The 25,769-nt window shown below is 31.1% G+C and carries 21 protein-coding genes; 13 read left to right on the top strand and 8 right to left on the bottom strand.

The window, feature by feature from the left end:
• The first annotated feature begins 123 nt into the window (after positions 1-123).
• The 4 genes from Q0998_RS13365 (at position 124) to Q0998_RS13350 (ending at position 5,716) form a co-directional block, all read left to right on the top strand.
• A complete protein-coding gene (locus Q0998_RS13365) occupies positions 124-1,809 on the top strand; it encodes a T9SS type A sorting domain-containing protein (protein ID WP_299670539.1) in 1,686 nt (561 codons plus the stop codon).
• Between the two features lie 12 nt (positions 1,810-1,821).
• Positions 1,822-3,210, top strand: coding sequence for a tyrosinase family protein (locus Q0998_RS13360; protein WP_299670537.1), 1,389 nt, complete (start codon positions 1,822-1,824; stop codon positions 3,208-3,210).
• 99 nt (positions 3,211-3,309) lie between these two features.
• Complete coding sequence (gene purD / locus Q0998_RS13355) at positions 3,310-4,584, top strand: phosphoribosylamine--glycine ligase (protein ID WP_299670534.1); 1,275 nt, start codon at positions 3,310-3,312, stop codon at positions 4,582-4,584.
• 85 nt (positions 4,585-4,669) lie between these two features.
• Positions 4,670-5,716 carry a glycosyltransferase gene (locus Q0998_RS13350; protein ID WP_299670532.1) on the top strand — a complete coding sequence of 349 codons (1,047 nt, stop codon included), beginning with the start codon at positions 4,670-4,672 and terminating at the stop codon, positions 5,714-5,716.
• On the opposite strand, the gene Q0998_RS13345 is transcribed toward Q0998_RS13350, so the two are convergent.
• Together Q0998_RS13345 and Q0998_RS13340 are read right to left on the bottom strand one after the other, a co-directional pair.
• Positions 5,681-6,721 carry an ATP-binding protein gene (locus tag Q0998_RS13345; RefSeq protein ID WP_299670530.1) on the bottom strand — a complete coding sequence of 347 codons (1,041 nt, stop codon included), beginning with the start codon at positions 6,719-6,721 and terminating at the stop codon, positions 5,681-5,683. The two genes, Q0998_RS13350 and Q0998_RS13345, sit on opposite strands and share 36 nt — an antisense overlap.
• Before the next feature lie 10 nt (positions 6,722-6,731).
• Entirely contained in the window at positions 6,732-7,430 is a 699-nt protein-coding gene (locus Q0998_RS13340; protein WP_299670528.1) for a response regulator transcription factor, read from the bottom strand.
• A 223-nt stretch (positions 7,431-7,653) separates the two neighbouring features.
• Between Q0998_RS13340 and Q0998_RS19395 the strand changes: the two genes are divergently transcribed.
• The gene (locus Q0998_RS19395; protein ID WP_366943651.1) at positions 7,654-7,749 is read left to right on the top strand and encodes a T9SS type A sorting domain-containing protein; all 96 of its coding nucleotides are present in this window, start codon (positions 7,654-7,656) and stop codon (positions 7,747-7,749) included.
• A gap of 86 nt (positions 7,750-7,835) precedes the next feature.
• A complete protein-coding gene (locus tag Q0998_RS13335; protein ID WP_299670526.1) occupies positions 7,836-8,552 on the top strand; it encodes a 3'-5' exonuclease in 717 nt (238 codons plus the stop codon).
• Here the strand turns inward: Q0998_RS13335 and Q0998_RS13330 are convergent.
• Both Q0998_RS13330 and Q0998_RS13325 read right to left on the bottom strand, forming a co-directional pair.
• Entirely contained in the window at positions 8,549-10,414 is a 1,866-nt protein-coding gene (locus tag Q0998_RS13330; protein ID WP_299670524.1) for an ABC-F family ATP-binding cassette domain-containing protein, read from the bottom strand. The two genes, Q0998_RS13335 and Q0998_RS13330, sit on opposite strands and share 4 nt — an antisense overlap.
• A 269-nt stretch (positions 10,415-10,683) precedes the next feature.
• Positions 10,684-15,327, bottom strand: a complete 4,644-nt coding sequence (locus tag Q0998_RS13325) for a GEVED domain-containing protein (RefSeq protein ID WP_299670522.1) — start codon at positions 15,325-15,327, stop codon at positions 10,684-10,686.
• A gap of 407 nt (positions 15,328-15,734) precedes the next feature.
• On the opposite strand from Q0998_RS13325, the gene Q0998_RS13320 reads away from it, so the two are divergent.
• From Q0998_RS13320 to Q0998_RS13300, 5 genes are all read left to right on the top strand, one after another.
• Positions 15,735-16,751 carry a sugar nucleotidyltransferase gene (locus Q0998_RS13320; protein ID WP_299670520.1) on the top strand — a complete coding sequence of 339 codons (1,017 nt, stop codon included), beginning with the start codon at positions 15,735-15,737 and terminating at the stop codon, positions 16,749-16,751.
• Between the two features lie 59 nt (positions 16,752-16,810).
• A complete protein-coding gene (locus tag Q0998_RS13315) occupies positions 16,811-17,731 on the top strand; it encodes a hypothetical protein (RefSeq protein ID WP_299670518.1) in 921 nt (306 codons plus the stop codon).
• A 70-nt stretch (positions 17,732-17,801) separates the two neighbouring features.
• The gene (locus tag Q0998_RS13310; protein ID WP_299670516.1) at positions 17,802-18,503 is read left to right on the top strand and encodes a DUF4292 domain-containing protein; all 702 of its coding nucleotides are present in this window, start codon (positions 17,802-17,804) and stop codon (positions 18,501-18,503) included.
• 32 nt (positions 18,504-18,535) lie between these two features.
• A complete protein-coding gene (locus Q0998_RS13305) occupies positions 18,536-19,738 on the top strand; it encodes a peptidoglycan DD-metalloendopeptidase family protein (RefSeq protein ID WP_299670514.1) in 1,203 nt (400 codons plus the stop codon).
• 134 nt (positions 19,739-19,872) lie between these two features.
• The gene (locus Q0998_RS13300; RefSeq protein ID WP_299670512.1) at positions 19,873-20,433 is read left to right on the top strand and encodes a type 1 glutamine amidotransferase domain-containing protein; all 561 of its coding nucleotides are present in this window, start codon (positions 19,873-19,875) and stop codon (positions 20,431-20,433) included.
• Between the two features lie 133 nt (positions 20,434-20,566).
• Here the strand turns inward: Q0998_RS13300 and Q0998_RS13295 are convergent, their stop codons facing one another.
• The 3 genes from Q0998_RS13295 to Q0998_RS13285 form a co-directional block, all read right to left on the bottom strand.
• Complete coding sequence (locus Q0998_RS13295) at positions 20,567-21,070, bottom strand: mechanosensitive ion channel domain-containing protein (RefSeq protein WP_299670510.1); 504 nt, start codon at positions 21,068-21,070, stop codon at positions 20,567-20,569.
• 6 nt (positions 21,071-21,076) lie between these two features.
• The gene (locus tag Q0998_RS13290) at positions 21,077-21,586 is read right to left on the bottom strand and encodes an acyl-CoA thioesterase (RefSeq protein ID WP_299670508.1); all 510 of its coding nucleotides are present in this window, start codon (positions 21,584-21,586) and stop codon (positions 21,077-21,079) included.
• Between the two features lie 80 nt (positions 21,587-21,666).
• The gene (locus Q0998_RS13285; protein WP_299670506.1) at positions 21,667-22,572 is read right to left on the bottom strand and encodes an SPOR domain-containing protein; all 906 of its coding nucleotides are present in this window, start codon (positions 22,570-22,572) and stop codon (positions 21,667-21,669) included.
• A 95-nt stretch (positions 22,573-22,667) separates the two neighbouring features.
• Here Q0998_RS13285 and dprA point away from each other — a divergent pair, with 95 nt between their 5' ends.
• Positions 22,668-23,768, top strand: coding sequence for a DNA-processing protein DprA (gene dprA / locus Q0998_RS13280; protein ID WP_299670504.1), 1,101 nt, complete (start codon positions 22,668-22,670; stop codon positions 23,766-23,768).
• Here dprA and Q0998_RS13275 read toward each other — a convergent pair.
• On the bottom strand, positions 23,761-24,474 hold the full coding sequence (locus Q0998_RS13275; protein WP_299670502.1) for a DUF6503 family protein: 714 nt from the start codon (positions 24,472-24,474) through the stop codon (positions 23,761-23,763). The genes dprA and Q0998_RS13275 overlap by 8 nt on opposite strands.
• A 127-nt stretch (positions 24,475-24,601) precedes the next feature.
• Between Q0998_RS13275 and Q0998_RS13270 the strand changes: the two genes are divergently transcribed.
• Positions 24,602-25,669 (top strand): hypothetical protein, encoded by a 1,068-nt coding sequence (locus Q0998_RS13270; RefSeq protein ID WP_299670500.1) that lies wholly within the window; start codon positions 24,602-24,604, stop codon positions 25,667-25,669.
• The last annotated feature ends 100 nt before the right edge of the window (positions 25,670-25,769 follow it).

Genomic DNA, 25,769 nt, shown 5'->3' with positions numbered 1-25,769 from the left:
GGCGGCTTCTTATCTTTAATAAAACAATACTTTAAGTGAAATATACCACTTAAAAGGTATTCTTATTGTTAAGATTTAGGCAAATGCTACAAATTACATTTAACAACATCTAAAACTTTTATGATGAAAAAAAATTATATAGTAACGTCTTTTCTTCTATTGATTCTATTAAATTTTAACGCTCAAGAGCAAAATTCTAATTGGTATTTTGGTCATAATGCAGGTTTAGATTTTAGTACAAATCCTACCTCAATTTTAATGAATGGTCAAATTACCACACTGAATAAATCTGCAGCTATTAGTGATGAATTAGGAAACTTACTTTTTTATACAGATGGCAAAACAGTTTGGAATAAGAATCATTCTGTGATGCAAAATGGCAATCAAACATTAAGAAGTAGTGCCACTAATGATTATGAATCTGTAGTTATTTTGCCAATACCAAACAGTACAAAATACTATATTTTTACAGAAGAAGTAACATTTAATGACCCTGCTGGCTTTTTTATTTCTACATACTATTTTTCTATTGTTAATATGAGCTCAAATAATGGGTTAGGTAATGTTGAAACTTTAAATAAAGTATTACTTTCTTCATCACATACTGTAAATGGTCAGCAGAATTACTATTTTAATCATCATAATATGACATCTGCTCTTCATTCAGATGGTCAATCTTACTGGTTAATTTTAAACCCGACTAATAATTTTTATTCATTTCATATTACAAGTAATGTATTTCAAGAGAATCCTAGTTTTGTTTCCTCTACAACAACTTGTCAAAATGTTTTAGCTAAATCAACTTCAGATTGTACTCAATATTCAACAAAAATATCTTTAAAATCTTCTCCAACTTCAGATAAATTAGCTTTAATTGAAAATAATGGTCCGTGTTTAGCTGGTTCTAAAATAGATATTTATAATTTTAATAATTCAACAGGATTAGTAGATGGTTGTTCTTCATCAAATATAGAAACTCCAGAATTCATTTCTTTAGAATTTTCAGCTAATGGAGATTATTTATATGTTTTAAAAGAAAACGGATCAACTAATAATTACATTTCTATTTTTGATGTTTCTAGTCCATTAAATAGTATCTCAAATTTAAGTATTGCCAATTCTCAAAATAATTATTTTCCAAGAGGAAATTCAATTCAAAGAGGTATTGATGGCGATTTATATTTTTTAGATAATTATGCAAACCAAAGTGTTTCTGTAATTCAAAATTCCGATACACCAAATACTATTCAATTATTAAATAATACTATTGTTTTTAATAACTCTGTAGGACAATTTCCAAAACTAATTCCATATAATGAATGTCGTTTAGATCTTACAATTACAAAAACTATTGATTTTGGAGAAGTTTACATTAAATCTGCACAAAACACAATTACTGCAACAAATAGTATTCATAATGGAGGTTTAGCTAATTATGATGCAGGTGCTACAGTATTTCTAAAACCAGGATTTCATGCAAAGTCTGGTGCTAGTTTTAGAGCTTTTATTGAGGGTTGTAGTTCAATTAATACCTCTTCGAAAAGCGCTTCGTCTATAAAGAAACAAGCTATTTCGGTTTATGATAAACAAGTAGTAATTTTTCCAAACCCTACAATTGATAATCTTTATGTACAAAGTAATGGAGAAATAAGAACTTGGAATTTATTTAATTACAAAGGACAATTAGTGATTAAAGGGAAAGGAAATGTTAAAGTGATTAACACTCAAAAATTATCTAAAGGAATTTATTTATTGAAAGTAACTTTAAATAATGGAAAAGAAATTATTGAAAGAATTATAAAGAATTAAAAAAAAAATGATATGAAAAAAATTATAATAGTAATATTTTGTTTTCTTGTTTGGGGAAATTTAATTTCACAATCTATAAGAAAAGATTATAATGAAATGACTTCTACTGAAAAGCAATTATACGTGCAAGCTTTATATATTATGAGAGATCTTAATGGTGATAATGCATCAGGAGATGCTAATCCAAATGATGATGATTTAATTTTAGATATTGCCAATTACCATGCTGCAAATTTTAGTAATTCTACGAATGCAATTCATTTCAATTTACCAAATAATCCACAAAGAGATGTGTTTTTGGCATGGCATAGATATCTGAATTTTGAGTTAGAACAAGCGATGCAAGATTATGTAAATCCAAAATTAAGCATTCCTTATTGGAATTGGACGACGGATAATTCTGTAAATGACCCACTTTGGGATACTAATTTTTTGGGTCAGTTTGAAACAAATTGGGGGCTTACAAGACAATTTAATACATCTGTCTCCCTTCCAACAATGAGTCAAGTAAATGCTGTACAAGCTGTTAATTTTCCTTCAGGAAGCTTAAGTGCTTTTCAAAATTATTCTAATAGTTTAGAAAGAAGTAATGTTCATTTTAATGGTCATAATTGGATTGGTGGAACAATGTCAGCCGCAAATTCACCATTAGACCCAGCGTTTTATTTACATCACGGTATGATTGACAAACTATGGCAAGAGTGGGGCGAAAATAATACCGGATTGTCATCATTTATTAGAGTAGATATGCCAAGGTATAATGGAAACCATTCTTTTAATGGAGTTAATTTACCTTTAATAGACCCGGATAGTGTTATAGACTCTAAATCATTAGGCGTCTTTTTTGCTAATAATGGAGTAGCCAGTTTACATAACTATACTGTATCCAATCAACATAATTCTGTAGAAACTTTTTATTACCAATACTTAATAGATGTTAAAGACGGCTTTATAATACCTTCTTTAAAATCTAGTTTAATAGAATCTGTAAATAGTATTTCTTTAAAAGCAGGGTTTCATGCAAAAGCAGGCTCAAATTTTATAGCTAAAATAGATACGGATAACAATATTGTTACGCTCGGAAGAAGAAACATAATAAAAAAATACAAAAACCCATTTAAAGGAAAAGAAACAAATGTTTTCTTAAATAAACTTAGTACAGATGATATTATTGAAGACCTAGAAATAAAGTTTTATCCTAATCCAGTTAGTGAAACTTTATTTATTAAAACTACAAAAAATATACAATCTTGGACTTTTATAGATATTAATGGAAAAGAAGTTTTTAAAGGAAAAGATAAAGTTTTGAATGTTAAAGAGCTAAATAATGGTGTGTACATTCTAAAAGTTATTTTAGTTAATGGACAAACCATTACAAAAAAAATAATTAAACATGAATAGTTTTTTAGTATTGCTATGAAAAAGAAGAAAAAGAGAAGTGTTAAAGCTTCTCTTTTTTGTGTTAATTGTATATTTGCAAAACACAACAACACAACACAAATGAATATTCTTATTTTAGGTTCTGGAGGTAGAGAACATGCTTTCGCATTAAAATTAAATGAAAGTAACCACGTACATCAGCTTTATGTAGCTCCTGGAAATGCAGGGACAGAAAAGATAGCAACGAATATCAATATCGATCCAACAGATTTTAAAGCAGTAAAAAGCACGGTTTTAGAGAATGATATTCAAATGGTGGTTGTGGGTCCTGAAGCACCTTTGGTAAATGGTGTTCATGATTTTTTCTTAGCAGATGCTGAATTAAAAAATATTCCAGTAATTGGACCAAAAGCAGATGGAGCACTGTTAGAAGGAAGCAAAGATTTTTCGAAACAGTTTATGCAAAAACATGGTGTGCCAACAGCAAGATATCAATCATTCACTAAAGAAAATCTAGAAGAAGGCTTTGCTTTTTTAGAAACTTTAGAAGCACCTTATGTTTTAAAAGCAGACGGATTGGCCGCTGGGAAAGGGGTATTGATTTTGTTTTCTTTAGAGGAAGCAAAGATCGAGCTAAAAGAAATGATCTCTAACAAAAAGTTCGGTGAGGCTTCTACTACAGTGGTCATTGAAGAATTTTTAAAAGGAATAGAATTGTCTGTTTTTGTATTAACAGATGGTAAAAGCTATAAAATTTTACCTTCAGCAAAAGATTATAAAAGAATTGGTGAAGGTGATATAGGCTTAAATACTGGCGGAATGGGGGCAATTTCTCCTGTACCCTTTGCCGACGACGCTTTTTTAGATAAAGTTGAAGAATTGGTGGTAAAACCCACAATAGCAGGCTTGCAAAAAGACGGAATTGATTATAGAGGTTTTATCTTTATTGGCTTAATGAATGATGATGGAAATCCTTCTGTGGTAGAATATAATGTTAGAATGGGAGATCCTGAAACAGAAGTAGTTTTACCAAGAATAACTTCAGATTTGTTTGATCTATTTGATGGTGTTGCAAACCAAACACTACATGAAAAATTATTTCATATAACTCCAGAAATCGCTACCACGGTAATGTTAGTTTCTGGTGGTTATCCAGGGAGTTATGAAAAAAACAAAGAAATTTTTGGAATAAACGATGTGATCGAATCCACTGTTTTTCATGCAGGAACCATTTCTAAAGATGGAAAAGTGGTTACAAATGGAGGTCGCGTCATGGCCATAACTTCACTAGGAGATGCTATCGAAAATGCTTTGGAAAAATCATATAGAAGTATCCAGAAGATTTCTTTTGAAAACATGAAGTATCGAAAAGATATTGGTTTTGATCTAAATTAATGGGTTTGTACATTGATTTTGCTGTAAAATTAATCTTCTTATACTAAGTGACAGCAATCTCATAATTGAAAATTTATATTCTAAAATGAAGAAAGTAATTGTTGCACCATTATACTGGGGTTTAGGTCATGCATCACGCTGCATACCCATTATAAATGCTTTAATTTCAGCAAATTTTACACCCGTAATAGCTTCAGATGGACTTGCTTTAGAGTTCCTAAAACACGAATTTCCCGATTTAGAAACCTTAGAATTACCTTCTTATAAAATAAAATATGGTAAAAATTTAAAAAAGAATCTATTCCTTCAGCTTCCAACAATTGTAAGAGCAATCAATCAAGAGAAAAAGATTATACAGCTTTTTATCAATCAAAATATAGAAGTTGTTGGTGTAATATCTGATAATAGATTTGGGGTTAGAAGTAAAAAAGTACCTTCTGTTTATATAACACATCAAGTAAATATTCTCTCTAAAGTCACTACTTTTTTTACGAGTAAAATTCATCAAAAGATTATCAAAAGATTTGATGAATGCTGGATTCCTGATACTATACATTCTGAATTTTCAGGAAAACTATCCATCTCTAAAAGAAAGTTACATCAAAAATATATTGGAATTTTAAGTAGATTTAAAAAAACGGACTTAGCAAAAGAAATAGATATTTTAATCATACTTTCTGGACCAGAACCCAATAGAACTTTTATAGAAAATAAACTGGTTTCAGTATTTGAAAATGATCCAAGAACTATCGTTTTTGTGCTTGGGAAAATAGAAATCCCGCAAAAAAGCTGGCAGCATAACAATTGTATGTTTTATAATTTTCTTTTATCAGAAGAATTAGAACAAAAAATAAATGCTGCAAAGATGGTTGTTTGTAGATCTGGTTACTCGTCAATAATGGATTTGGCTGTTCTTGATAAAAAAGTATTTTTTATTCCTACAGAAAATCAACCTGAACAAGAATATCTAGCTAATTATTTAGAGCGTAATTATAAGGCTCCGTTTTCTAAGATTGAAGATTTTACTTCAGAGAAATTAAATGAAGTTGAGAATTATCAAGGTTTACATGCGAAAGAAACTGAGTTTGATGTCACTTTATTTCGCCTTTTCCATCGTAAAAGAGAATTCTGACCCTTCACCAAAAGTACTTTTTAATAAAACGCTTTGGTTGTGCGCTTCGACAATATGTTTTACAATCGATAAACCTAAACCAGAGCCACCTTGCTCTCTAGATCTGCTTTGATCTACTCTGTAGAAACGTTCAAAAAGACGCGGGAAATGTTGCTGTTTGATACCTTCACCATTGTCTATAACTCTAATAACAAACTTATTTTCATTGTAATTGTCTACCGCAACGATGCTCACTCCATTCGGTTTCCCGTATTTGATAGAGTTTACCACTAAATTGATAAGTACTTGTTCTATTTTTTCAATATCTCCAACAACAAAAACCGGAAACTCATAAATCTTATCGAATTTTAAGGTGATGTTTCTTTTTTTGGCTTTCATTTCAACCAAATCAAACACATTTTGAATAATTTCTAAGATGTTAAAAACTTCAATATTTAGTTTTAAACCATCTGTTTCTAACTTGGCAATCATGTCTAAATCTTTGGTTACTGCAACCAGTCTTTCTACACCTTTGTTTGCGCGTTCTAAATATTTAATTCTTATTTTTTTATCGTCAATGGCGCCTTCAAGAAGTGTAAGAATATATCCTTGTACCGTAAAAAGGGGTGTTTTTAATTCGTGGGCAACATTTCCTAAAAAATCTCTTCTAAAAGAATCTCTCTCTGTTAAATTTTTTATTTCTAGCCGTTTTCCTTCCACGTATTTTTGAACTCGCTTAGAAAGTTTGTCAATATCTGTGGTGGCAGATTCTTTTTTTAAATCATCAATATTTAAAATGGTAACTTCTTCGTAAATTTTTTTTAATCTCCTATAAATAAAGTGCTCTGCTCTATATTGGATTGTGAAAAAAGAAATAATAAATAGGGCTAAAATGGAAATGATGATGGTGCTTGTGCCTAAATGTTTTAGAATAAAAAAATAGGATATTGCAGCGATACTAGCAGCTAGTAGGGTCAAATAAATGGCAGACCAAAGTGCGTATGAGTATGTTTTTTTGAATTTCATAAAAGCAAATTTATTTATCTGCTTCTAATAGTACAAATTTATAGCCAACTCCTTTGACGGTTTTAAAATGATCATCACCAATTTTCTCTCTCAATTTTCGAATATGAACATCTATGGTTCTACCTCCAACAACCACTTCGTTGCCCCAAACCGTATCTAAAATAACCTCTCTTTTAAATACTTTACCTGGCTTAGAGGTGAGTAAAGAAAAAAGTTCAAACTCTTTTCTTGGCAGTGAAATTCTCGTTCCGGCTTTATATACAACATATTCTTCTCTGTCAATTACAATGTCACCAATTTTAAAAGTTTCTTCATTTTCCTGTTCCGACTTTAACCTTCTTAGCAAAGATTTTATTTTACTTACCAAAACTTTGGGTTTAATTGGCTTTGTAATATAATCATCTGCGCCAGCTTCAAAACCAGCAACTTGAGAATAATCTTCACCTCGAGCGGTTAGAAATGAAATGATGACGTTTTCTAAAGAACTAATTTTTCTGATTTTTTCGCAGGCTTCAATACCATCCATTTCTGGCATCATGATATCTAATAAAATTAAATGAGGAACATTTTTTTTAGCAGATTTTATAGCTTCTTGCCCGTTAGTTGCAGTAAAAACTTGATACCCTTCATTCCTAAGATTGTAACCAACAATTTCAATGATGTCTGGTTCATCATCAACTAATAAAATTTTAACATCGCTTTTATTCATAATTCTGAAAAGTGTAGATATCAAAAATAGCAATTATTATATAACTTTAAGGTTTCTTAACAATCATTTAATTTCTTGATGGTTTACATAACCTTTAGTTAACTCAAGTAGATTAAAAATCAAATTAGCATCTGATAAACAGATTGTTAGTTGTTAATTCTCTTAAAATGTTACTCTTGCTAGTGATTTTTTAATTTTAAATATTCAATTTTTGTGAATAAAATTGAAAATAGAGGTTTCTACAATAAACGCTGGAATTTATATTTTAAAGGTTATTGAAGAAGAAAGTACAGCTACTAAGAAGTTCGGAATTCAATAAGACTTTACAGGGAATAGGATACAAAAAAATGCCAAAGTCTTCGGTTTTTTTTCTTTTTTTACTATATTTCGTAGAAAAGAAGAAAGATGAATTTAAAAACCAAGCTAAACAACATCTTATTTTTAGATATTGAAACGGTTCCGCAAGAAGAAGATTGGCATCATCTTGCAGAAGAAACGCAAGAACTTTATCAGAAAAAAACACAGTACCAACGTAAAGAGGAATTTACAACAGAAGAATTTTATAATCGTGCAGGAATTTGGGCAGAGTTTGGTAAAATCATCTGTATTTCTGTTGGTTATTTTGTAGAAAATGAGGGTGTAGATCAATTTAGAGTCACGTCATTTTTTGGGGATGATGAAACAAAACTTCTCAATGAGTTTAAGGCTTTATTAGAAAATCATTTTTCTAAACCTGCGCATGTTTTGTGTGCGCACAATGGGAAAGAGTTCGATTTTCCTTTTATTGCGAGAAGAATGATTGTACATCGCATCGAATTACCAAAAAAGCTGAATTTATTTGGTAAAAAGCCTTGGGAAGTTCCGCATTTAGATACTTTAGAATTGTGGAAATTCGGGGACTATAAACACTATACTTCTTTAAAATTACTAACCTCTATTTTAGGCATTCCTTCCCCAAAAGATGATATCGATGGGAGTGAGGTTGGCCAAGTGTATTACCAAGAAAAAAACATTCAACGAATTGTAAATTATTGTGAAAAAGACACCATCGCCGTTGCTCAGATATTATTAAGGTTCAACAATCAAGCATTATTAAAAGAGAAAGACATTGTAAAGGTTTAGCCTTCCATTTTCATAGAAAGCTCCAACCAACGTTCTTCTTTTTGTTCTAAAGCGCTAATGGTCTCTTGTAATTCTTCAGATTTGTTAGCAATATCTTCTGGTTCGATTTCTACATGTAAAAATTGCTTTTCAATAGTTGCTTTTCTTTTTTGCAAACGCTCAATTTCAGACTCTAAAGCACCAAACTCTCTTTTCTCGTCAAAATTTAAGGTATTTTTAGATGCCTTCTTTGCTGTTTTTGCTGTTTTTTTTAGAACAGGTTTTTCTGCAATTTCTTTGGGTGCAGAACTATCATAAGCTCTAAAATCTGAGTAATTTCCTGGAAAATTTTCAACAATACCTTCACCTCTAAAAACAAAAAGTGCATCAACAATTTTATCCATAAAATATCGATCGTGAGAAACCACTAATAAGTTTCCTGGGTAATCTAGCAAAAAGTTTTCTAAGACATTTAAAGTAACTACATCTAAATCATTTGTAGGTTCATCCAAAATTAAAAAGTTAGGATTTTGAATGAGGACAGCACATAAATACAGACGCTTTTGTTCTCCTCCAGACAATTTTTCAACAAAATCATATTGTTTCTTTTTGTCGAATAAAAAACGTTCTAATAATTGGGAAGCAGATATTTTTCTTCCTTTTGTTAAAGGTATAAATTCACCAAATTCCTTCACAACTTCAATCACTTTTTGTCCTTCTTTAATATGGATGCCAGCTTGTGTATAATATCCGAATTTTACGGTTTCACCCAAAACAACTTTACCGCTATCTGCTGGTGCTTGTTCTGTAATAATATTTAAGAAAGAAGATTTGCCCGTTCCGTTTTTACCAATAATGCCAATTCTTTCGCCGCGTTTAAAAATATAATCGAAACCATCCAATATTTTTTTATCACCAAAAGATTTATATACTTTATGAAGTTCTAGAATTTTACTTCCTAAACGCTCCATGTTGATTTCTAATTGAACTTGATGATCTTGTCTGCGTTGGTGTGCTTTTTCTTTGATTTGATAGAAATCATCTGTTCTAGATTTAGATTTTGTAGTTCTTGCCTTGGGTTGCTTTCGCATCCAATCTAGCTCTTTTTTAAACAAGCTTTTAGCTTTGCCCAAATTGGTAGCTTCTAAAGCCAAACGCTCTTCTTTATTTTGTAAATAATACGAATAATTTCCTTTGTACTTATAGATTTTTCCTTCGTCTAATTCTAGAATTTCATCGCAAACACGTTCTAAGAAATAACGATCGTGCGTTACCATAAAAAGCGTAATTTTTTCTTTGGCAAAAAATGCTTCTAACCATTCTATCATTTCTAAATCTAAATGATTTGTAGGTTCATCTAAGATTAATAAATCTGGTTTATTTATTAAAACAATTGCCAAAGAAAGACGTTTTCTTTGACCTCCAGACAATTCACCTACTCTTAACGTTAAATCTTCTAGTTTTAACTTAGATAAAATTTGTCTGTATTGTGTTTCAAAATCCCAGGCATTGTATTGTTCCATTTGCTCAAAAGCAAGTTGATAGGCATCTGTATTGTCAAGATTTTTTAAAGCCTTTTCATACTGATTTACAATAGAAAGTATTTTATTATCAGTAGCAAAAATGGTCTCTTCTATGGTTAAATCTGGATTGATGTCATCTTTCTGAGCCAAATATGCAATAGAAATTCCTTTTCGGCTTACCACTTGCCCAGCATCTGGTACATCTAAACCTGCAATAATGTTAAGTATAGATGTTTTTCCGCTCCCGTTTTTCGCTACAAAAGCAACTTTTTGATCTTTGTTAATTCCGAAAGAAATGTCTTCAAATAAAATGCGTTCTCCATAAGACTTAGAGATGTTTTCTACTGATAAATAATTCACTATTTGTATTTTTTTACAAAGAAACAAAAAACCCAAGCAAAGGCTTGGGTTTTTGAATCATTTAATTTTTAGGGGTTGCATTAGGGTGCAAACTAAATGACTTATGATGTTGTAAAAATATAGTAAAATACATTACTTGTCAATCCCTGAAAACAGGGTTTTTTTAGTATCCCTGAATTCAGGGGTAGCTATCCCTGAATTCAGGGATATGACCCCTAAAAAATGAAGCTATACTTGCATTTCTAGAGATCATTTTTTTTGATGAATAATTAATGTTTAATGAATTTTTGTAAGACCGTTTCTTCCTCGTCAGACAATTCTACAAAATAGACGCCAATTTTTAATCTCGAAATATCGATCGCATGATTATATAATTTTCCACTTAAAATTGTTTTTCCTGTTAAATCGATTACTTTATACGCATTCTTAAATCCATAACTAGGGTTTATGTTTAACGTATTTTTAGCAGGTATTGGATATACAATAATGTCACCAAAAGTATTTTCTTCTGAGTTTTCTGTTGATGAAGTATTAAACGAGTTCAAAGCTTCTAATCTATTTACAGAACTACTGTTTGTAGCACCTGTAATAGTAACTTGATCTATATAAACTTGATCATTATTACCAGAAGCATCGTTCTGAAATCTAAATCCTGAATTTGATGCAAAATTGTAATTGGCAGCATCTAAAACAACAGTTGCTTCATAAAAAGTATTGTTGTTAAAATTTGTACCTCTTGCATAGGTTTGAACTGTAGACCAAGAAGATCCGTTGTAAAAACGTACCCAGAAATCTTCGCCATTTTCCATGCTATTTGCATAAAAGAAAAAGTTGATGCTAACTTGAGTATATGAAGTTAAATTAATATTCGATAACGTCATTGCAGAGCCTGTACCAGAATTATCTCTTAATCTAATAGAGTACGAACCCTCGTAAGAATTAGAAGTTGAAACTCTTGCACAATCAGAACCACCGTCTGTCCAGCTATCTAAACCTGTTTCAAAAAAGCCTTCATTTAAAATAACCTCAGAAGATTGACAAGGTGCACATGAACTTCCACCACAATCTATACCCGTTTCATCTCCATTTTGTATTCCGTCGAAACAAGTAGGAGCCGCTAATGTTGTAATAGTTAATGAATTGCTGTTGTTAGAACTATTACCCGCAGCATCTTTTGCTTTTACTGTAAATACATAAGATGTATTTTCTGCTAAACCAGTTGCTGTGTATATAGTTTCAGTAACAGTTGTAATGTTCGTTCCATTTCTGAATACATCATAATTAGAAACACCCACATTATCTGTTGAAGCAGTCCAAGATAAATCTACAGCGCTTTCTGTAACATTTGTTCCAGCCAGGGCTGAAGGACTTGTTGGAGCTTCAGTATCTGGACCAGATGCTGCTAAATTAACCGTATAATCTTCAACTTCACCATAAGTAAAACTCTGGCAAGAAGTAGGGATTGCGTTGTAGCTCATAGCAACTCTTAATCTTGTTGCGTTTTCTATGGCATTTGTAGGTACTGTAAAAGATGCAGAAACCGTTGTGTTCTGATTTGGTGCAACTGATAAAATTTGTTCACCAGCATCTGTAAAATCACCATCTTTATTGAAATCGATCCAAGCAGCATAGCCTTCATTATATATTGTACCTGTCCAAGTTGGTGTCACAGTAACGGTATAAGAATTTCCTTTTGTTAATGTTGTTGAAATTCCTGTAAAGTCCGAATAAAACTGTGCACCTGAACTATTGTCTATTCCACCTAATTGAACGTTACTTATATATTCGTCATTCGTATTAGAACTTTGTGAAGTACAATAATTTATTGCGGTTGCATCTGTTGTAACATTTATAGCGTTACTTGCGTTAGAAATATTACCAGCTTCGTCTTTTGCTTTTACAGAAAAAGAATAGGCAGTATTAGAAGTCAATCCGTTCACCGTAAAAGAGGTGTTTACTGTATTACCAACAATTGTAGTTCCTCTTAAAATATCATAAGAAGTTACTGCAACGTTGTCTGTAGCAGCATTCCAACTTAAACTAACACTTGTATCTGTATTTCCTGTTGAAGTTAAAGAAGTTGGTGCTGTTGGTGCCGTTGTATCTGGCGCTAACGTAGAAGCGCTTATGGTTGCACTTGCAGAAGAACTATTTCCAGAAGCATCTTTGGCAATTACATAAAAAGAATAACTGGTATTTGCAGTTAAACCTGTTGCTACAAATGAGGTGTTTGCAACTGTGGTTTGTAAAGACCCATTGCTATACACATCGTAACCTGCAACACCAATATTATCTGTTGCTGCATTCCAAGATAGATTTATCGAATTTTCTGTAATGTTAGAAGCAATTACATTTGTGGGTGCAGTAGGTGCTTCAGTATCTGGCGCAGAAGAAGAGGTAAATGTACCTGTAAATACGCCTCTACCATAAGTTGATGCGATGATTTTATTAGTAACATTGTCACCAGAAACATCCCAATAATCTAAAGAAGTAACACTTACATCACTCATACCATTATAAGATTGAGACCAGTTAGGACTAGCATCATTAAAATTTTCTGTAGACCAAACTCCTAATTGAGTTGCAATAATTGCTTCATTAGTTGCTAAAGGATTCAACAAGAAGTCTCTTACAGGAATGTTCGGTAAATTTCCTTCTTTGTTAGCCCAAGAAGTTCCATCATTTGAAGAATACCAAACACTAGCAACTCCATAATTGTGGATCGTTACAACTAAATCATTTGCAGTTTCTCCAAACCTTACAGATGACACAGCTCCCACAAAAGGATTGGCAATCGTGGTAAATGTTGCCGAACTATTGGTAACATTTGTAAGTTTTACCAAACCACCATTTGACAACCCAACATACCAAGTGTTTGATGCAAAAGGAGAAGCTCTAAATGCTGTTGGACTAGCTGTTAAGGCAGCATTGGTTAAAGTTCCATTGCTGTTTGAAGCTACGTTTATACTTAAAATAGCATTGCTTGTTCCTGTAGATTTATTAGATAATAATCTGTTTGCATCACTATCATAATCCATAGGATTTACAAAATCTCCTGTACTTTGATCACTCGATAATGTAGTTGCACCACCATCAATTCTTCCTTGTCCATTCCAAGGTAAACTAAATCTATAGATCACATTATTTACATAGGTTGCAATCATATATTGACCGTCTTTGTCTACAAAAGTATAAAACCCATCACCGTCACTTAACTCTTCCGAAGAATTGATACCGTTGGCAGTGTTTGCATCTCTAAAAGCTTGTGTTCCGTTGTCTTGAGCACCTGCAGAGAAAATTCCATTTACATCTCCAACACCATCTGGACCAATACTGGCTTTTACAAATTGAGTTACATTGTAGTTGTTATTTCTTGCACCTATTGTGCTTCCTGAATTTCCAGAATAAAAGATGCCACCATCATTTCCAAATAAAACTTTAGATGCATCATTATTACCAAAAGCAATAGAATGTTGATCTGCATGTACATTATTTGGTTGTCCGAAGCCACCATACCAATGTGATAATTGAGACCAAGAACTTGCACTGTTTGTAGATTTAAATAAATCGATACCACCCACATATAAAATATTATCATTGGCAGGATCTGCTTCAATGACTAAATCATAAAATGCTTGTCCACGTGTAAAATCATTTGCTGAAATTCCCGTATCTGCATCATTTGGTAAAGCTTTTGTAGTGATGCTTCCAAAGCCATTTGTTGTTTCATAAATATGAACAGGAGCACTTACACCTTGTGTTAAGGCATATAGTTTATTTCCGTTTGTTGCAGATGGTTCTAATTCTACTCTGTTAGAATCGGTTAAAGGAGATGCTGCAGCTTCTGTCCAAGTAGCACCATCTGTAGAGCTATACACTCTTCCTCCACCTTCTCCTAATGGAGAACTGATTGTACCCATCCAAAGTTTGTTATCTGCGCCAACTTCTAAATCGTTAGGAATGTAGTAGTAAGTAGCGCCTCCAAAAGAATGTGAAAGATTTGCAGATTCTATTCTGCTCCAAGTAGTACCATTATTCGTAGATCTGTAAATACCTGCAGATTGTAAGCCTAGCCAATTTCTTGGGCTAGAAGAATCTCCATAAACACTTGCGCCTATTGCAACAAAAAGTTCTGTAGCACTTCCATTATCCCATGCTAAAACATCGTTTACATAGTAGATACCTTTTAAAAACAAGTTAGATGCATTGTAGTCAAAAGAATCTGGTCCTGAAGCAGGAATTGTTAAAGCAGTCCATGTACCTCCACCATTTGTAGTTACATATACACCATTACCAACAACATCACCAGCGGTGTATTGTTCTCCAGTACCAACGTACCATGTATTCGCATTTCTAGGATCTACAGTAATTGAGGTTACAGATAAATTTCCTGGTACGTTTTGCACTCTGCTCCATTGTGAACTTGAGTTAGCAATGTTGGTGTTTTTCCATAATCCACCAGAAACGCCACCTGCGTAAACGGTATTGTTTGTTGCATCATTTGGATCGAACATGATCACTCTTGTTCTACCACCTACGTTATTCGGACCTCTTTCTTCCCATGCGTTTGTTGCATCTCCTGGGCTTTTTCTAGAAAGTCTTTTACGTATTAGTTTTTCTCTTAGTTGCGTTAAATCTCCATCATCTAATTGTCCAGTTGAAGGATTAATGGTTAACTCCCACATTTGTTCAAAATATCGATTTGGGGGCAAACCGTTTCGTTTTCTTTTTTTCTTGTCCCATTTTAAGGTTTCTTGATAAGGACTGTTTTTTACAAAATTTTCTAACTTTTTTCTTTGTGATAAAGTTGAATCTTTTTCATCATTTGTAAAAGAATTTCTTGCTAAAAAGAGCGTGATTGATACCATAGCAACTCCGCCAATTAGTAAGGTTCTGAAGTCTTTTTTTTTCATGTAAAGAGTGTTTTTTAATTAAGGGTTTCTATAAAATATTTAAACTATATTAATTATATTGATAAAAACTTATTAAAATATCTTAAATTTTTATTAATAACTTGTCAAACATACTAAAATTTTAAATTTAATTCAATCCCTGAAAACAGTGTTTTTTTGATATCCCTGAATTCAGGGGTGGGTATCCCTGAATTCAGGGATAGGCTGTTTTTTAAAATGAAACCATGCTTGCCTTTAAGGGGTGTTTCAAAAATTATTTTTAACATGCATTTTTATCTTTTGATCTTTTTTAGAGATTGCAGTAACGTTAAACTTCCTATTTTGATGTCATTTTTTAATCATCTCAATTGTTTTAGAATCTTTTTAATAAATGGTATATTGCATTTTTAATTTTGATAAAAAAGAGTATGAAAATAATTGTTCCGATGGCAGGAATTGGTTCTCGTTTGAGACCACACACATTAACGGTTCCTAAACCTTTAACAGTAATCGCAGGAAAGCCAATTGTACAAAGATTGGTAGAAGATATCTCGTCTGTAATTGATGAAAAAATAGATGAAATTGCCTTTATTATAGGGCCTGCAAAAAAGGGGTTTCCGTCAAATACGAAAGAGAATCTTTTAAAGATCGCTAAAGAGTTAGGCGCAAAAGGTTCTGTTTATGTTCAAGAAGAGGCTTTGGGTACAGCCCATGCTATTTTTTGCGCTAAAGATTCTTTAAGCGGACCTTGTGTGGTTGCGTTTGCAGATACTTTATTTAAGGCAGATTTTAAGTTAGATGCAAATGCCGATGGCGCAATTTGGGTAAAACAGGTAGCAGATCCTAGTGCCTTTGGAGTTGTGAAATTACAAGATGGTTATATTAAAGATTTTGTAGAAAAACCAACAAAATTTGTTTCGGATTTAGCAATAATTGGGATTTATTATTTTAAAGATGGAGATCGTGTAAAGAAAGAAATTCAATATTTAATAGATAACGATTTAAAAGAACACGGTGAATTTCAATTGACCAATGTTTTAGAAACGCTCAAAAATGAAGGCGCAAAATTTATTCCAGGAACGGTAGATACTTGGATGGATTGTGGAAAAAAAGACCCCACTGTAGATACAAACAAACAGGTTTTAGAATTTGAACACAAGGCAGGAAATAATTTAGTTTCTAAAGACGTTGTATTAGAGAATTCAGAGATTATTCAGCCTTGCTATATTGGGAAAAATGTAGTGCTAAAAAATACAAAAATAGGACCCTATGTTTCCATAGGGGAAAATAGTATTGTAGAAAATGCGACCATCACAAATTCATTAATTCAAACCAATGTGACCATTTCTAATGCAAAATTAGACAATGCAATGATTGGTAATTTCGCAAAATTTGATGGTAATTTCACCTCTGTAAGTATTGGCGATTATACAGAATTAACTTAATGGTTTTTAGAAAAAAGAACATAAAAAGTAGCAATGAGAGACCCTTAAATTATTTTAAGATGTCTCTTTTTTCTTTGCTCTTTTTTCTAATTTCTCTAAAATATTTTGCACAAGACAGCATTCCTGCAGCAGTAGATGTAAGCGAAGAAAAAGAGTTGAAATTTCAGCAATTTTTCTTTAAAGCGTTGTCTCAGAAAGCGATTGGAAACTACCAAAAATCGATCGAAAATTTAGAAAGTTGCAATCAAATATTGCCAAACAATCTAACCGTTTTTTTTGAATTTTCTAAAAACTACTTATTTTTAAATAAAACACTTTTAGCAAAAGAATACATAAGAAGAGCTTTGGCTAAAGATGCAGATAATCTTTGGATGCAAAAACATTTGGTAAAAATTCTAGTAAAAGAAAGAAATTATACTGAAGCGATAAAAAAGCAGCAAAAAATTATTGCTTCAAATCCTAAAGAAAGAGAATATTTAGTAAGACTTCATTTACAAAATAGAAATACTAAGGCTGCTTTAACTTTAATGAATCTTTTAGAAAAAGAAAACGCACTTTCTTCAAACCTAAAAAGAATAAAAGATAGTATCGAGCAGCGTAAAAATCCTAAAGTAAAAAAGGAAGTAATTAATATTGAAGAAGATTTAATAGTAAAATTTAAATCTGATAAATCTTATCTGCTGTTAAAACAAATTTTAGAACAATCTAAAAACAATACAGCACAGCTTTTACAGTATAGTAAAGAAGGTATTTCTCTTTTTCCTGCACAGCCATTTGTCTATTTGATAAACGGGAAAGCACTAAATTCAAAAAAAGAATTTAAAAAAGCACTAGAGATTTTAAAAAATGGTATCGATTTTGTTATTGAAGATGCTATGGAAGCAGATTTTTATAAAGAAATGTCTGTTTCTTATAAAGGTTTAGGAAATACAATTGAAGAAAAGAAATTTATGGAAAAGTCAAAAAAATTGAATAATTAGGATGCGATATTTAAAATATTTATTAGTTACAGTCGTTATATTTAGCGCTTGTAAATCAACAAAAAACATTATGGATGAAAATGTAATCGCAAAAGAAATATCTGCAAAAAAAGTTGTTAGAAAACACATAGCGACTCATTTTGATAAAGAAACTGTAGACGCAAAATTAAAAGCAAATTTTAACGACGGAAAAATAAAACAAAGTATTTCTGTCTATCTAAAAATAATAAAAGACGAGGTAATTTGGTTGAAAGGCACAAAATTTATCAGTGTTTTTAAAGCGAAAATCACACCAACTTCTGTTCAATTTTACTCGCCACTAGAGAAAAAATATTTTGAAGGAGATTTTGCAATGTTAGAAAAATTATTAGGAACAGAAATAAATTTTCAGCAATTACAAAATTTGTTTTTAGGACAAGCTATTTTAGATTTGAAACTCAAAAAACAAAAGGTAGCCATTGAAAATAATTCTTATGTGCTATCTCCACAATTGCAAGCCAATTTGTTTGATGCTTTTTTTGCAGTGAATCCAAGTCATTTTAAACTAGATCAGCAATCTATTGTAAATAGTTTAAAAGGCCAAAGACTAGATATTAAGTATCCTTTGTATAAATTGGTTGAAGATGAAGTTTTTCCACAAGAAATAAATATAAAAGCAAAAAAAGGCACTAAATTAACAACCATAGATTTTGAATTAAAATCTGTTGAATTTAATACAGAAATTAATACTTCTTTTACAATTCCTAAAGGATATAAACGCATTAATTTATAGTGATTAGAGCTTGTTTTTACATATTGTTTTCTGTGCTACTTTTGAGTAGTTTTTCTTCTTTTAGTCAAACAAAAAAAGAGTTAGAGCAACAACGTTTAAAATTAAAAAAAGAAATAGCCCAAGTAAATAGTTTATTGTTTAAAGAACAAAAAAAGGAAAAAAATATTCTTGAGAATTTAAAAGATTTAAATCAAAAAATTGATGTTCGATTAAGATTGATAAGAACTATTAATTCAGAAGCAAAACTACTTTCGAAAGAAATACATAAAAACGAAAAGGAAATTGCCAAATTAGAGAAAGAACTTGCTGCTTTAAAAGAAGATTACGCCAATATGATTTTTAGATCGTATAAAAGTAAATCTCAACAAAGCAGAATGATGTTTTTACTTTCGTCTCAAAACTTCTATCAAGCATACAAGCGTTTAGAGTATATGAAACAATATACTTCTTTTCGAAAAAAACAAGGAGAAGCAATTGTAAATCAAACCAATTTAGTAGCCAAATTAAACGATTCTTTGTTGCTGCAAAAGCAAGTAAAAGATACTTTGATTCTTTCAGAAAAAGAACAAAAAGAAAAAATCGAATCAGATAAAAAAAACAAAGAAAGACTAATTACTTCTATAAAAAAGAAAGAGAATAAATACAAAAGAGATCTTCGGAATAAAATAAAAGCAGAAAGAAGAGTTACTGAAAAAATTGATAAGATTATTAGAGACGAAATTGCAAAAGCGAATAGACTTGCAAATGCAAAACTTAAAATTAAACCGAAGAATACTAAGAAAAACGAGTTTATTTTAAGTCCAGAAGCAAAAGCACTAGCTGCAAAATTTGAACAGAACAAAGGTAAATTGCCTTGGCCTGTAGATGAAGGTTTGGTGACTAGAAGATTCGGGAATCAGCCACACCCGTCTTTTCCTGGAATTTCTATCAATAGTACAGGGTTACATATTGTTACAAAAAGAGGGAAAAGTGCAGAGGCAATTTTTAGCGGAAAAGTGCTAAATATCTTAGTGACCTCTCAAGGTAAAAGAAATGTGTTAATTCAACATGGAAATTATATAACCTCTTATAATAACTTAGAAAAGCTCTATGTTAAAAAAGGTGATGCTATAAAAACAGGTCAAAAAATAGGTCAAATTTTTACAGATAAAGTATCAGGAAAAACAACATTGATTTTTGTTTTGTATAAAAATACCACAAAGTTGAATCCGTCTTCTTGGATTCTAAAAAGATAAAATTTTCTTAAAATAGTATTTGTGTCAAAATACTTATGGATTGAATTAATGATGGTTCCATTCAATATTTACTTTTGTAGAAGAATTTAGAAAGCAATTAAGTTCTACACTAATATTAATTTAAAAATTTTAAAATGGAAAACTTAAATAGAAAGACTGTTGCAATTTTAGCAACCAATGGATTTGAAGAAAGTGAATTAAGCGAACCAAAAAAAGCGTTAGAAAAAGCAGGCGCAGATGTACATATTGTTTCTTTAGAGTCTGGTGAAATAAAATCTTGGAACGATGGAGATTGGGGAAAAACCTATACAGTAGACAAAACGTTAGATCAAGTAACGCAAGCAGATTATAATGCATTAATGTTACCAGGTGGTGTTATAAACCCAGACATGTTGCGTAAAAATAAAGATGCTGTTAGCTTTGTAAAATCATTTTTTGAAAACCATAAACCAGTGGCAGCTATTTGTCATGCGCCTTGGTTATTAGCAGAGGCAGGAGTATTAAAAGGAAGAAATATAACTTCTTATGAATCTATTAAAACAGACATGATAAATGCAGGAGCAAATTGGTCTGATGAAGAAGTTGTTGTAGATTCTGGATTGGTAACCAGTAGAAATCCTGATGATTTACCAGCATTTAATGCGAAGCTTGTAGAAGAAATTTACGAAGGCAAGCACGAAGAACAAACAGCATAATTTTTTCTTATAGAATAACGAATTAGAAAATAAGTTGATTTTTAAAAATGAAGATTAACAGTAAAAAAAGTAAACCAGTGAAAATTTCACTGGTTTACTTTTTATATTCAAATAGTTTTAGAGAACAAATTCATTAATTTGGCTGAGGAGAATACTTTATATTTTTTTGAAGAATAATAGAATTGGGTAATGTAATTAATTCCTTATCGGGTGTTCTTATAGTGATAAAAAAAGCACCAATATCTCTAATTTCTCCAGTAATATTATTGTCTTTTTCTAAGATCGTAATCGTGTCTCCAATTTTTACAGGGTAATTTACAAATAAAATAATACCTGCAGTAATATTAGAAAGTATAGACCATTGTGCAAAAAAAGCAATTCCTAAAATGGTTAAAAATGAAGAGATATAAATTAATAATTGTTTTTCATCTACACCCCAAATAAAAGCAATAACAACAATTACAGTAATATAAATAAGAATTGTAATTATTTTATTTGTTACTAATATTCTAGAATTATGAAATCCAAATTTTTGCTGAATCTTCCGTAAAGAATTTGTGGTTAGCCAACGTATAAAAATTGCCAAAACAAAAACAATAATAGATTCGATAAATTTGTAGTGATTTAAAAATTCCATAGGATTCTAATTAAAAAGTGCTTTTAACTCTGTTGCTTCATGAGGTTTTAATTTCCCTGCTAAAACCAAACTTAATTGTTTACGCCTTAAAGCACCTTCAAAACGTTCTTTTTCTAATTTAGTTTCAGGATGTATTTGAGGAATCTGAACAGGTTTTCCTGTTTCATCTACCGCGACAAAGGTATAAATTCCTTCATTTACTTTTGTTTTTTGCCCAGATTGTCTGTCTTCTATCCAAACATCAACATAAATTTCCATAGAAGATTTAAATGCTCTAGAAACTTTCGCCTCAACGGTTACCACACTTCCTACAGGAACAGATTTGTTAAAAGCAACATGATTTACAGAAGCCGTAACAACAATTCTTCTAGAGTGCCTTCTTGCAGCAATACTACAAGCTCTGTCCATTCTAGCTAGTAATTCTCCTCCAAAAAGATTGTCTAAGTAATTGGTGTCTCCTGGTAAAACTAAATCTGTTAAAATGGTTAAAGATTCTTTAGGTGTTTTTGCTTCCATCAAAAAATAAATTTTTTGCAAAGATAATAATCACTCGTTAAAAGTGTTCTTATTTTAGAGAAAGATAAATGGAAATTGTTTTACTCTTTTATATGCAACCAAGCGTCTTTAGAAACAGTTCTTTTAATTTTATTTAGACGGTTAATGGCATCCTTTTTATCAACATAACTATTAAAAGTAACTTGTGTCAAGCCCCATTTGTTAACGCCAATAATTTTAGCATCAAAGCCCTCTAAAAGTAATTGTTTTACTTTTTTTTCTGCATTTTCTGGAAACTGAAAAGCACCTGCAATTACATGGTATTTTTTTTCCTTTTCTTTCACAACATTTAAGTCTAAAGTTGGCAGCGGATTCGCAATAACAAATGTTGCGGTTTGTATTTTTTTCTCTAAAGCTGTTTGTTGAATTGCAAATACTTCTTTTTGCTTATTTTGTTGATAACCATTGTAACCTGCAAAACCTAATGTTAATAAAATAGCAGCAGTTGCAGCATATTTTATAAAGGTAGGCACTGCTTTTTTCTGCGTTGGATTTACAACAGGAATAAAAGGTTTTACTTGTGCTTTATATCTTGTAATTGATGAAGATGCTACAGAAGACAGTCCAAAAGAAGCGGTTAAAAAATTGATTTCTTTTGTAGGTTCAAAAATAATTTGTTTGTTGTCGTTTAAAGAAATAGCACCTAAATTATTTAGCTGAATTTCATTAGATTGTAATTCGTTTTGCCATTTAATAACCAACAAAGAAATAGCTGTAGAAGCCTTTTCAAAAGAGATTTGCTCGGAAGAAGCAATGTAATTCGCCAACAAACCATCATTGTGTTTTAGATGACTATTAAAGGTAATTTGTTTTGTTGGTGGATAGAATGTATGTGTGTCTGTATTTAATTTTGCACCAATTCTATTGGTTACAAATCCTCCAAAATCAGGAACAATTACGCAATCGTATCTGTATAATAAATCGTTGATGTAGTTGGCTAAATTCATATAAACAAATATAGAAATTTTGGCAACTTAGAAAACTAGGATCGCTAAAAATTATCAACAAAATTTTTATATATTGGTATTCAAATTGTTACCTGTTGAAAGAAGAAAAGTTACTTGCCGTTTTAAGATTGCAAAAAAGTAAAGCTATTGGCGATATTTTGGCAAAGAAACTCATTGTAAATGTGGGAGATGTCTCTCAAATATTTAAAGAAAAAGCTGCGTATTTATCAAAAATAAACGGCATTGGAAATCACGCTTTAAAACATCTTTTTGATGAAGAAAACATCAAATTGGCAACCCAAGAGTTAAAATATATGCAAGAGCATAAGATTGCGTATTCTTATTTTTTAGAAGATGATTATCCAACCAATTTACAGCATTGTATAGACAGCCCTATTTTATTATTTAAAGATGGAAACATCGATCTTTCTAATCATAGAATCATCTCTATTGTTGGTACAAGAAATATGAGTTCTTATGGGAGAGATTTTTGCAATCAATTGATACAAGATTTAGCAGCATACAATCCTATAATTGTTAGTGGTTTTGCTTATGGAGTAGATATCTGTGCGCACAAAGCAGCTCTAAAAAATAATTTGCAAACCATTGCTGTTTTAGCACATGGATTAGAAGAGACGTATCCGAAAGTTCATAAAAAATACATCCATCAAGTAAATGAAAATGGAGGTTTTCTAACCGAGTTTTGGCACAACGAAACACCTTTACGAGAAAATTTTTTAAAGCGAAATAGAATCGTAGCAGGAATTTCTAAAGCAACTATCATTATAGAATCTGCAGAAAAAGGAGGTTCTTTGGTCACCGCGGATATTGCCAATTCTTATGATAGAGATGTATTTGCAGTTCCTGGTAGAACAACAGATTTGTTTAGTAAAGGTTGTAATAATTTGATTAAAAATAACAAGGCATTTCTATTAAATTCTGCAGAAGACATTGTAAAAATGTTGAATTGGGATTTAGAGAAAACTCCAAAAACGATTCAAAAACAACTCTTTATAGCGTTGAATGACAACGAACAAAAAATTTATGATGTATTGCATGTAAAAGGGCAGCAATTATTAGATGTTATAGCTTTAGAATGTAACATTCCTATGTATCAATTATCATCTATTTTATTGCAAATGGAACTCAAAGGCATTATAAAACCTTTGCCTGGAAAGATGTTTGAACTTAGTTGAGTTGTTTTAAAATAATATCAGAACCAGCATACGTATTGTCTAATGCATACCAGTGATGCATTCTTACTAATAACAGATTCTCAACTTTTACAAAATCATCAAACAAAACGCGATCTCCTTTAAGGAGATCTTCTGGGAAGACCATTTCTATTCCTTGGATGGTAAAGTCTTCAACCGAAAAATAGAGATTCCAGTCTTTAGAAAATAGAGGTTCTTTAAATTCCAAAGAAATTTTATAGGTATTTTTTTTATTGAACATGACTTCTTCTACCTTCGTGTGAAGTGTAATTTGTTCATTTTTTAAAGACATTGGCAAACCATATAAAGTTTGATAAAAACGTTTGTAGCCAAAATTTCTTTTAGGATCTAATCTGTATTTTTTTATCAGTAAAGAATCATTAGTAACGTTACCATTAAGAAGTGTTGATGCATTTCCGTTGTCATCAATAATATGACTAGAAATAGCGGTGTTTCTATTTCTTTGCAGTTCAAAAGCTCCAGTTTTATTGTTCAATTTTACAATAGAATATCTTATAGGGTTTCCAATTCTTGGTTCTTGAATATGAAAATTTAATGCAGCAAAATTCCATTGATTTTGGGGGTCATGTTTTTGAATGCTATTTTTTAAAATTTCTTTACTAGTTAAAACAGGTTTGGTTTTACAGGTGATAAAAACAAGAAATAAAAAAGAAAGTAAATATTTCATAATTGGTTTTGTTAATCTTTTTAAAAGTAATTAAAAATAGCATCTTTATATTTAAAATTGTGTTAAACAAATTACTGACGAAGAATGCTTAAATAATTCTTACTTTTGAGGAAATTCAATAGAGAAGATGGCTGTAGAGAAAAAATTGATGTCTAAGAAAAAACCTTCATTTCTCGTAAATGAAATGCTAGACGCGTATTTAAGAAATTATAATAGAAATATAAAAAATGCTATCTCTTATGACGATTTATTACGTTTTCAAGGCTCAGTAACGGTGTATGATAAAAATGACGAGGATACACTTTGGATACGAACCTATTATTCAGATGCAGATAGAAATGAAATAGATAATAATTTAAAAAAAGTTTACACCATGCTTCATTCCGATGGAAATGATGACGCCATTCCCTTTTTAAATGTAGATGCCATTGATTATTGTACGTTTGGAAACTCAAAACCTTTTCGCATTAAAATTAGAAATATTTTAAATGATAACTTTACCTACTTTTATGTAAAAAAAGCAGATGCTTCAAGAGTTTATGGTTTAGAGTTAGAGCATATTCTATCGCCGCATAACATGAATTTTTTGGTGTATAAAAACACGTTGATAGAAGAACACATTGCAGGAATTCCTGGAGACGATTTTATAAAAGACTTTTTGCCACATTGTACAGAATTAGAAAAATCTCAAATTGCTAAAGAATTTGTAAAGTTTAAAGAACGTTGTTTAGTGCGTCTGTTAGGCGATATGCGTTCTTACAATTATGTAATTACACCAACGCATGATTTCGACCATATTATTTACAAAATTAGAGCCATAGATTTCGACCAGCAATCTTTTGAAGGAAACTTAAAAGTGTACAACTTACAGTTTATGAAAGAGAATTTTAAGATGATAGAAATGGTTGGAAAAAAGCTGGAAAATAGTTCTATAAGACAATATAAAATTGAAGAACGTTCTTTTATGGCAAAAAGAATGATTACTGCGCCAAGAAGAACCGCTCGTTTAATTAAATGCATGAAAGCAGATACCATTTCCTTTCCAGAAAATGTAGCGCTTCTAAAAAAGCATTTGATACAATATGTTGGTGATGTAAAGTTTAAAGAATGTGAAAATATGGGTGAAATTTTAGAAACGATTCTAGCTTTTGTAAAACGAAACTATTTAGATATTAGTAATAAAGAGTTGTTTTAAAGCTTATGATTTTTCGCAGCGTATGTCATCCTATGTTTGCAAAAGGATATGGATTAAAGTATTTATATTAGATAGATATTAATAAAAAGGAGAAAGAGCA

The organism is uncultured Polaribacter sp., assembly GCF_947501385.1.
Lineage (GTDB): Bacteria > Bacteroidota > Bacteroidia > Flavobacteriales > Flavobacteriaceae > Polaribacter.
Note: the sequence above shows the minus strand (reverse complement) of the source record. Positions and strands in the feature narration are given on the sequence as shown.

Excerpts from the sequence above, each read along its gene's own strand:
- Q0998_RS13290 (WP_299670508.1), bottom strand. The coding sequence starts at position 21,586 with ATGGAAGCAAAAACACCTAAAGAATCTTTAACCATTTTAACAGATTTA.
- Q0998_RS13275 (WP_299670502.1), bottom strand. The coding sequence starts at position 24,474 with ATGAAATATTTACTTTCTTTTTTATTTCTTGTTTTTATCACCTGTAAA.
- Q0998_RS13345 (WP_299670530.1), bottom strand. The coding sequence starts at position 6,721 with ATGAAATTCAAAAAAACATACTCATACGCACTTTGGTCTGCCATTTAT.
- Q0998_RS13320 (WP_299670520.1), top strand. The coding sequence starts at position 15,735 with ATGAAAATAATTGTTCCGATGGCAGGAATTGGTTCTCGTTTGAGACCA.
- Q0998_RS13325 (WP_299670522.1), bottom strand. The coding sequence starts at position 15,327 with ATGAAAAAAAAAGACTTCAGAACCTTACTAATTGGCGGAGTTGCTATG.
- Q0998_RS13350 (WP_299670532.1), top strand. The coding sequence starts at position 4,670 with ATGAAGAAAGTAATTGTTGCACCATTATACTGGGGTTTAGGTCATGCA.
- Q0998_RS13270 (WP_299670500.1), top strand. The coding sequence starts at position 24,602 with ATGGCTGTAGAGAAAAAATTGATGTCTAAGAAAAAACCTTCATTTCTC.
- Q0998_RS13335 (WP_299670526.1), top strand. The coding sequence starts at position 7,836 with ATGAATTTAAAAACCAAGCTAAACAACATCTTATTTTTAGATATTGAA.
- Q0998_RS13315 (WP_299670518.1), top strand. The coding sequence starts at position 16,811 with ATGTCTCTTTTTTCTTTGCTCTTTTTTCTAATTTCTCTAAAATATTTT.
- Q0998_RS13285 (WP_299670506.1), bottom strand. The coding sequence starts at position 22,572 with ATGAATTTAGCCAACTACATCAACGATTTATTATACAGATACGATTGC.
- Q0998_RS13300 (WP_299670512.1), top strand. The coding sequence starts at position 19,873 with ATGGAAAACTTAAATAGAAAGACTGTTGCAATTTTAGCAACCAATGGA.
- purD (WP_299670534.1), top strand. The coding sequence starts at position 3,310 with ATGAATATTCTTATTTTAGGTTCTGGAGGTAGAGAACATGCTTTCGCA.
- Q0998_RS13340 (WP_299670528.1), bottom strand. The coding sequence starts at position 7,430 with ATGAATAAAAGCGATGTTAAAATTTTATTAGTTGATGATGAACCAGAC.
- Q0998_RS13360 (WP_299670537.1), top strand. The coding sequence starts at position 1,822 with ATGAAAAAAATTATAATAGTAATATTTTGTTTTCTTGTTTGGGGAAAT.
- Q0998_RS13310 (WP_299670516.1), top strand. The coding sequence starts at position 17,802 with ATGGATGAAAATGTAATCGCAAAAGAAATATCTGCAAAAAAAGTTGTT.
- Q0998_RS13365 (WP_299670539.1), top strand. The coding sequence starts at position 124 with ATGAAAAAAAATTATATAGTAACGTCTTTTCTTCTATTGATTCTATTA.
- Q0998_RS13295 (WP_299670510.1), bottom strand. The coding sequence starts at position 21,070 with ATGGAATTTTTAAATCACTACAAATTTATCGAATCTATTATTGTTTTT.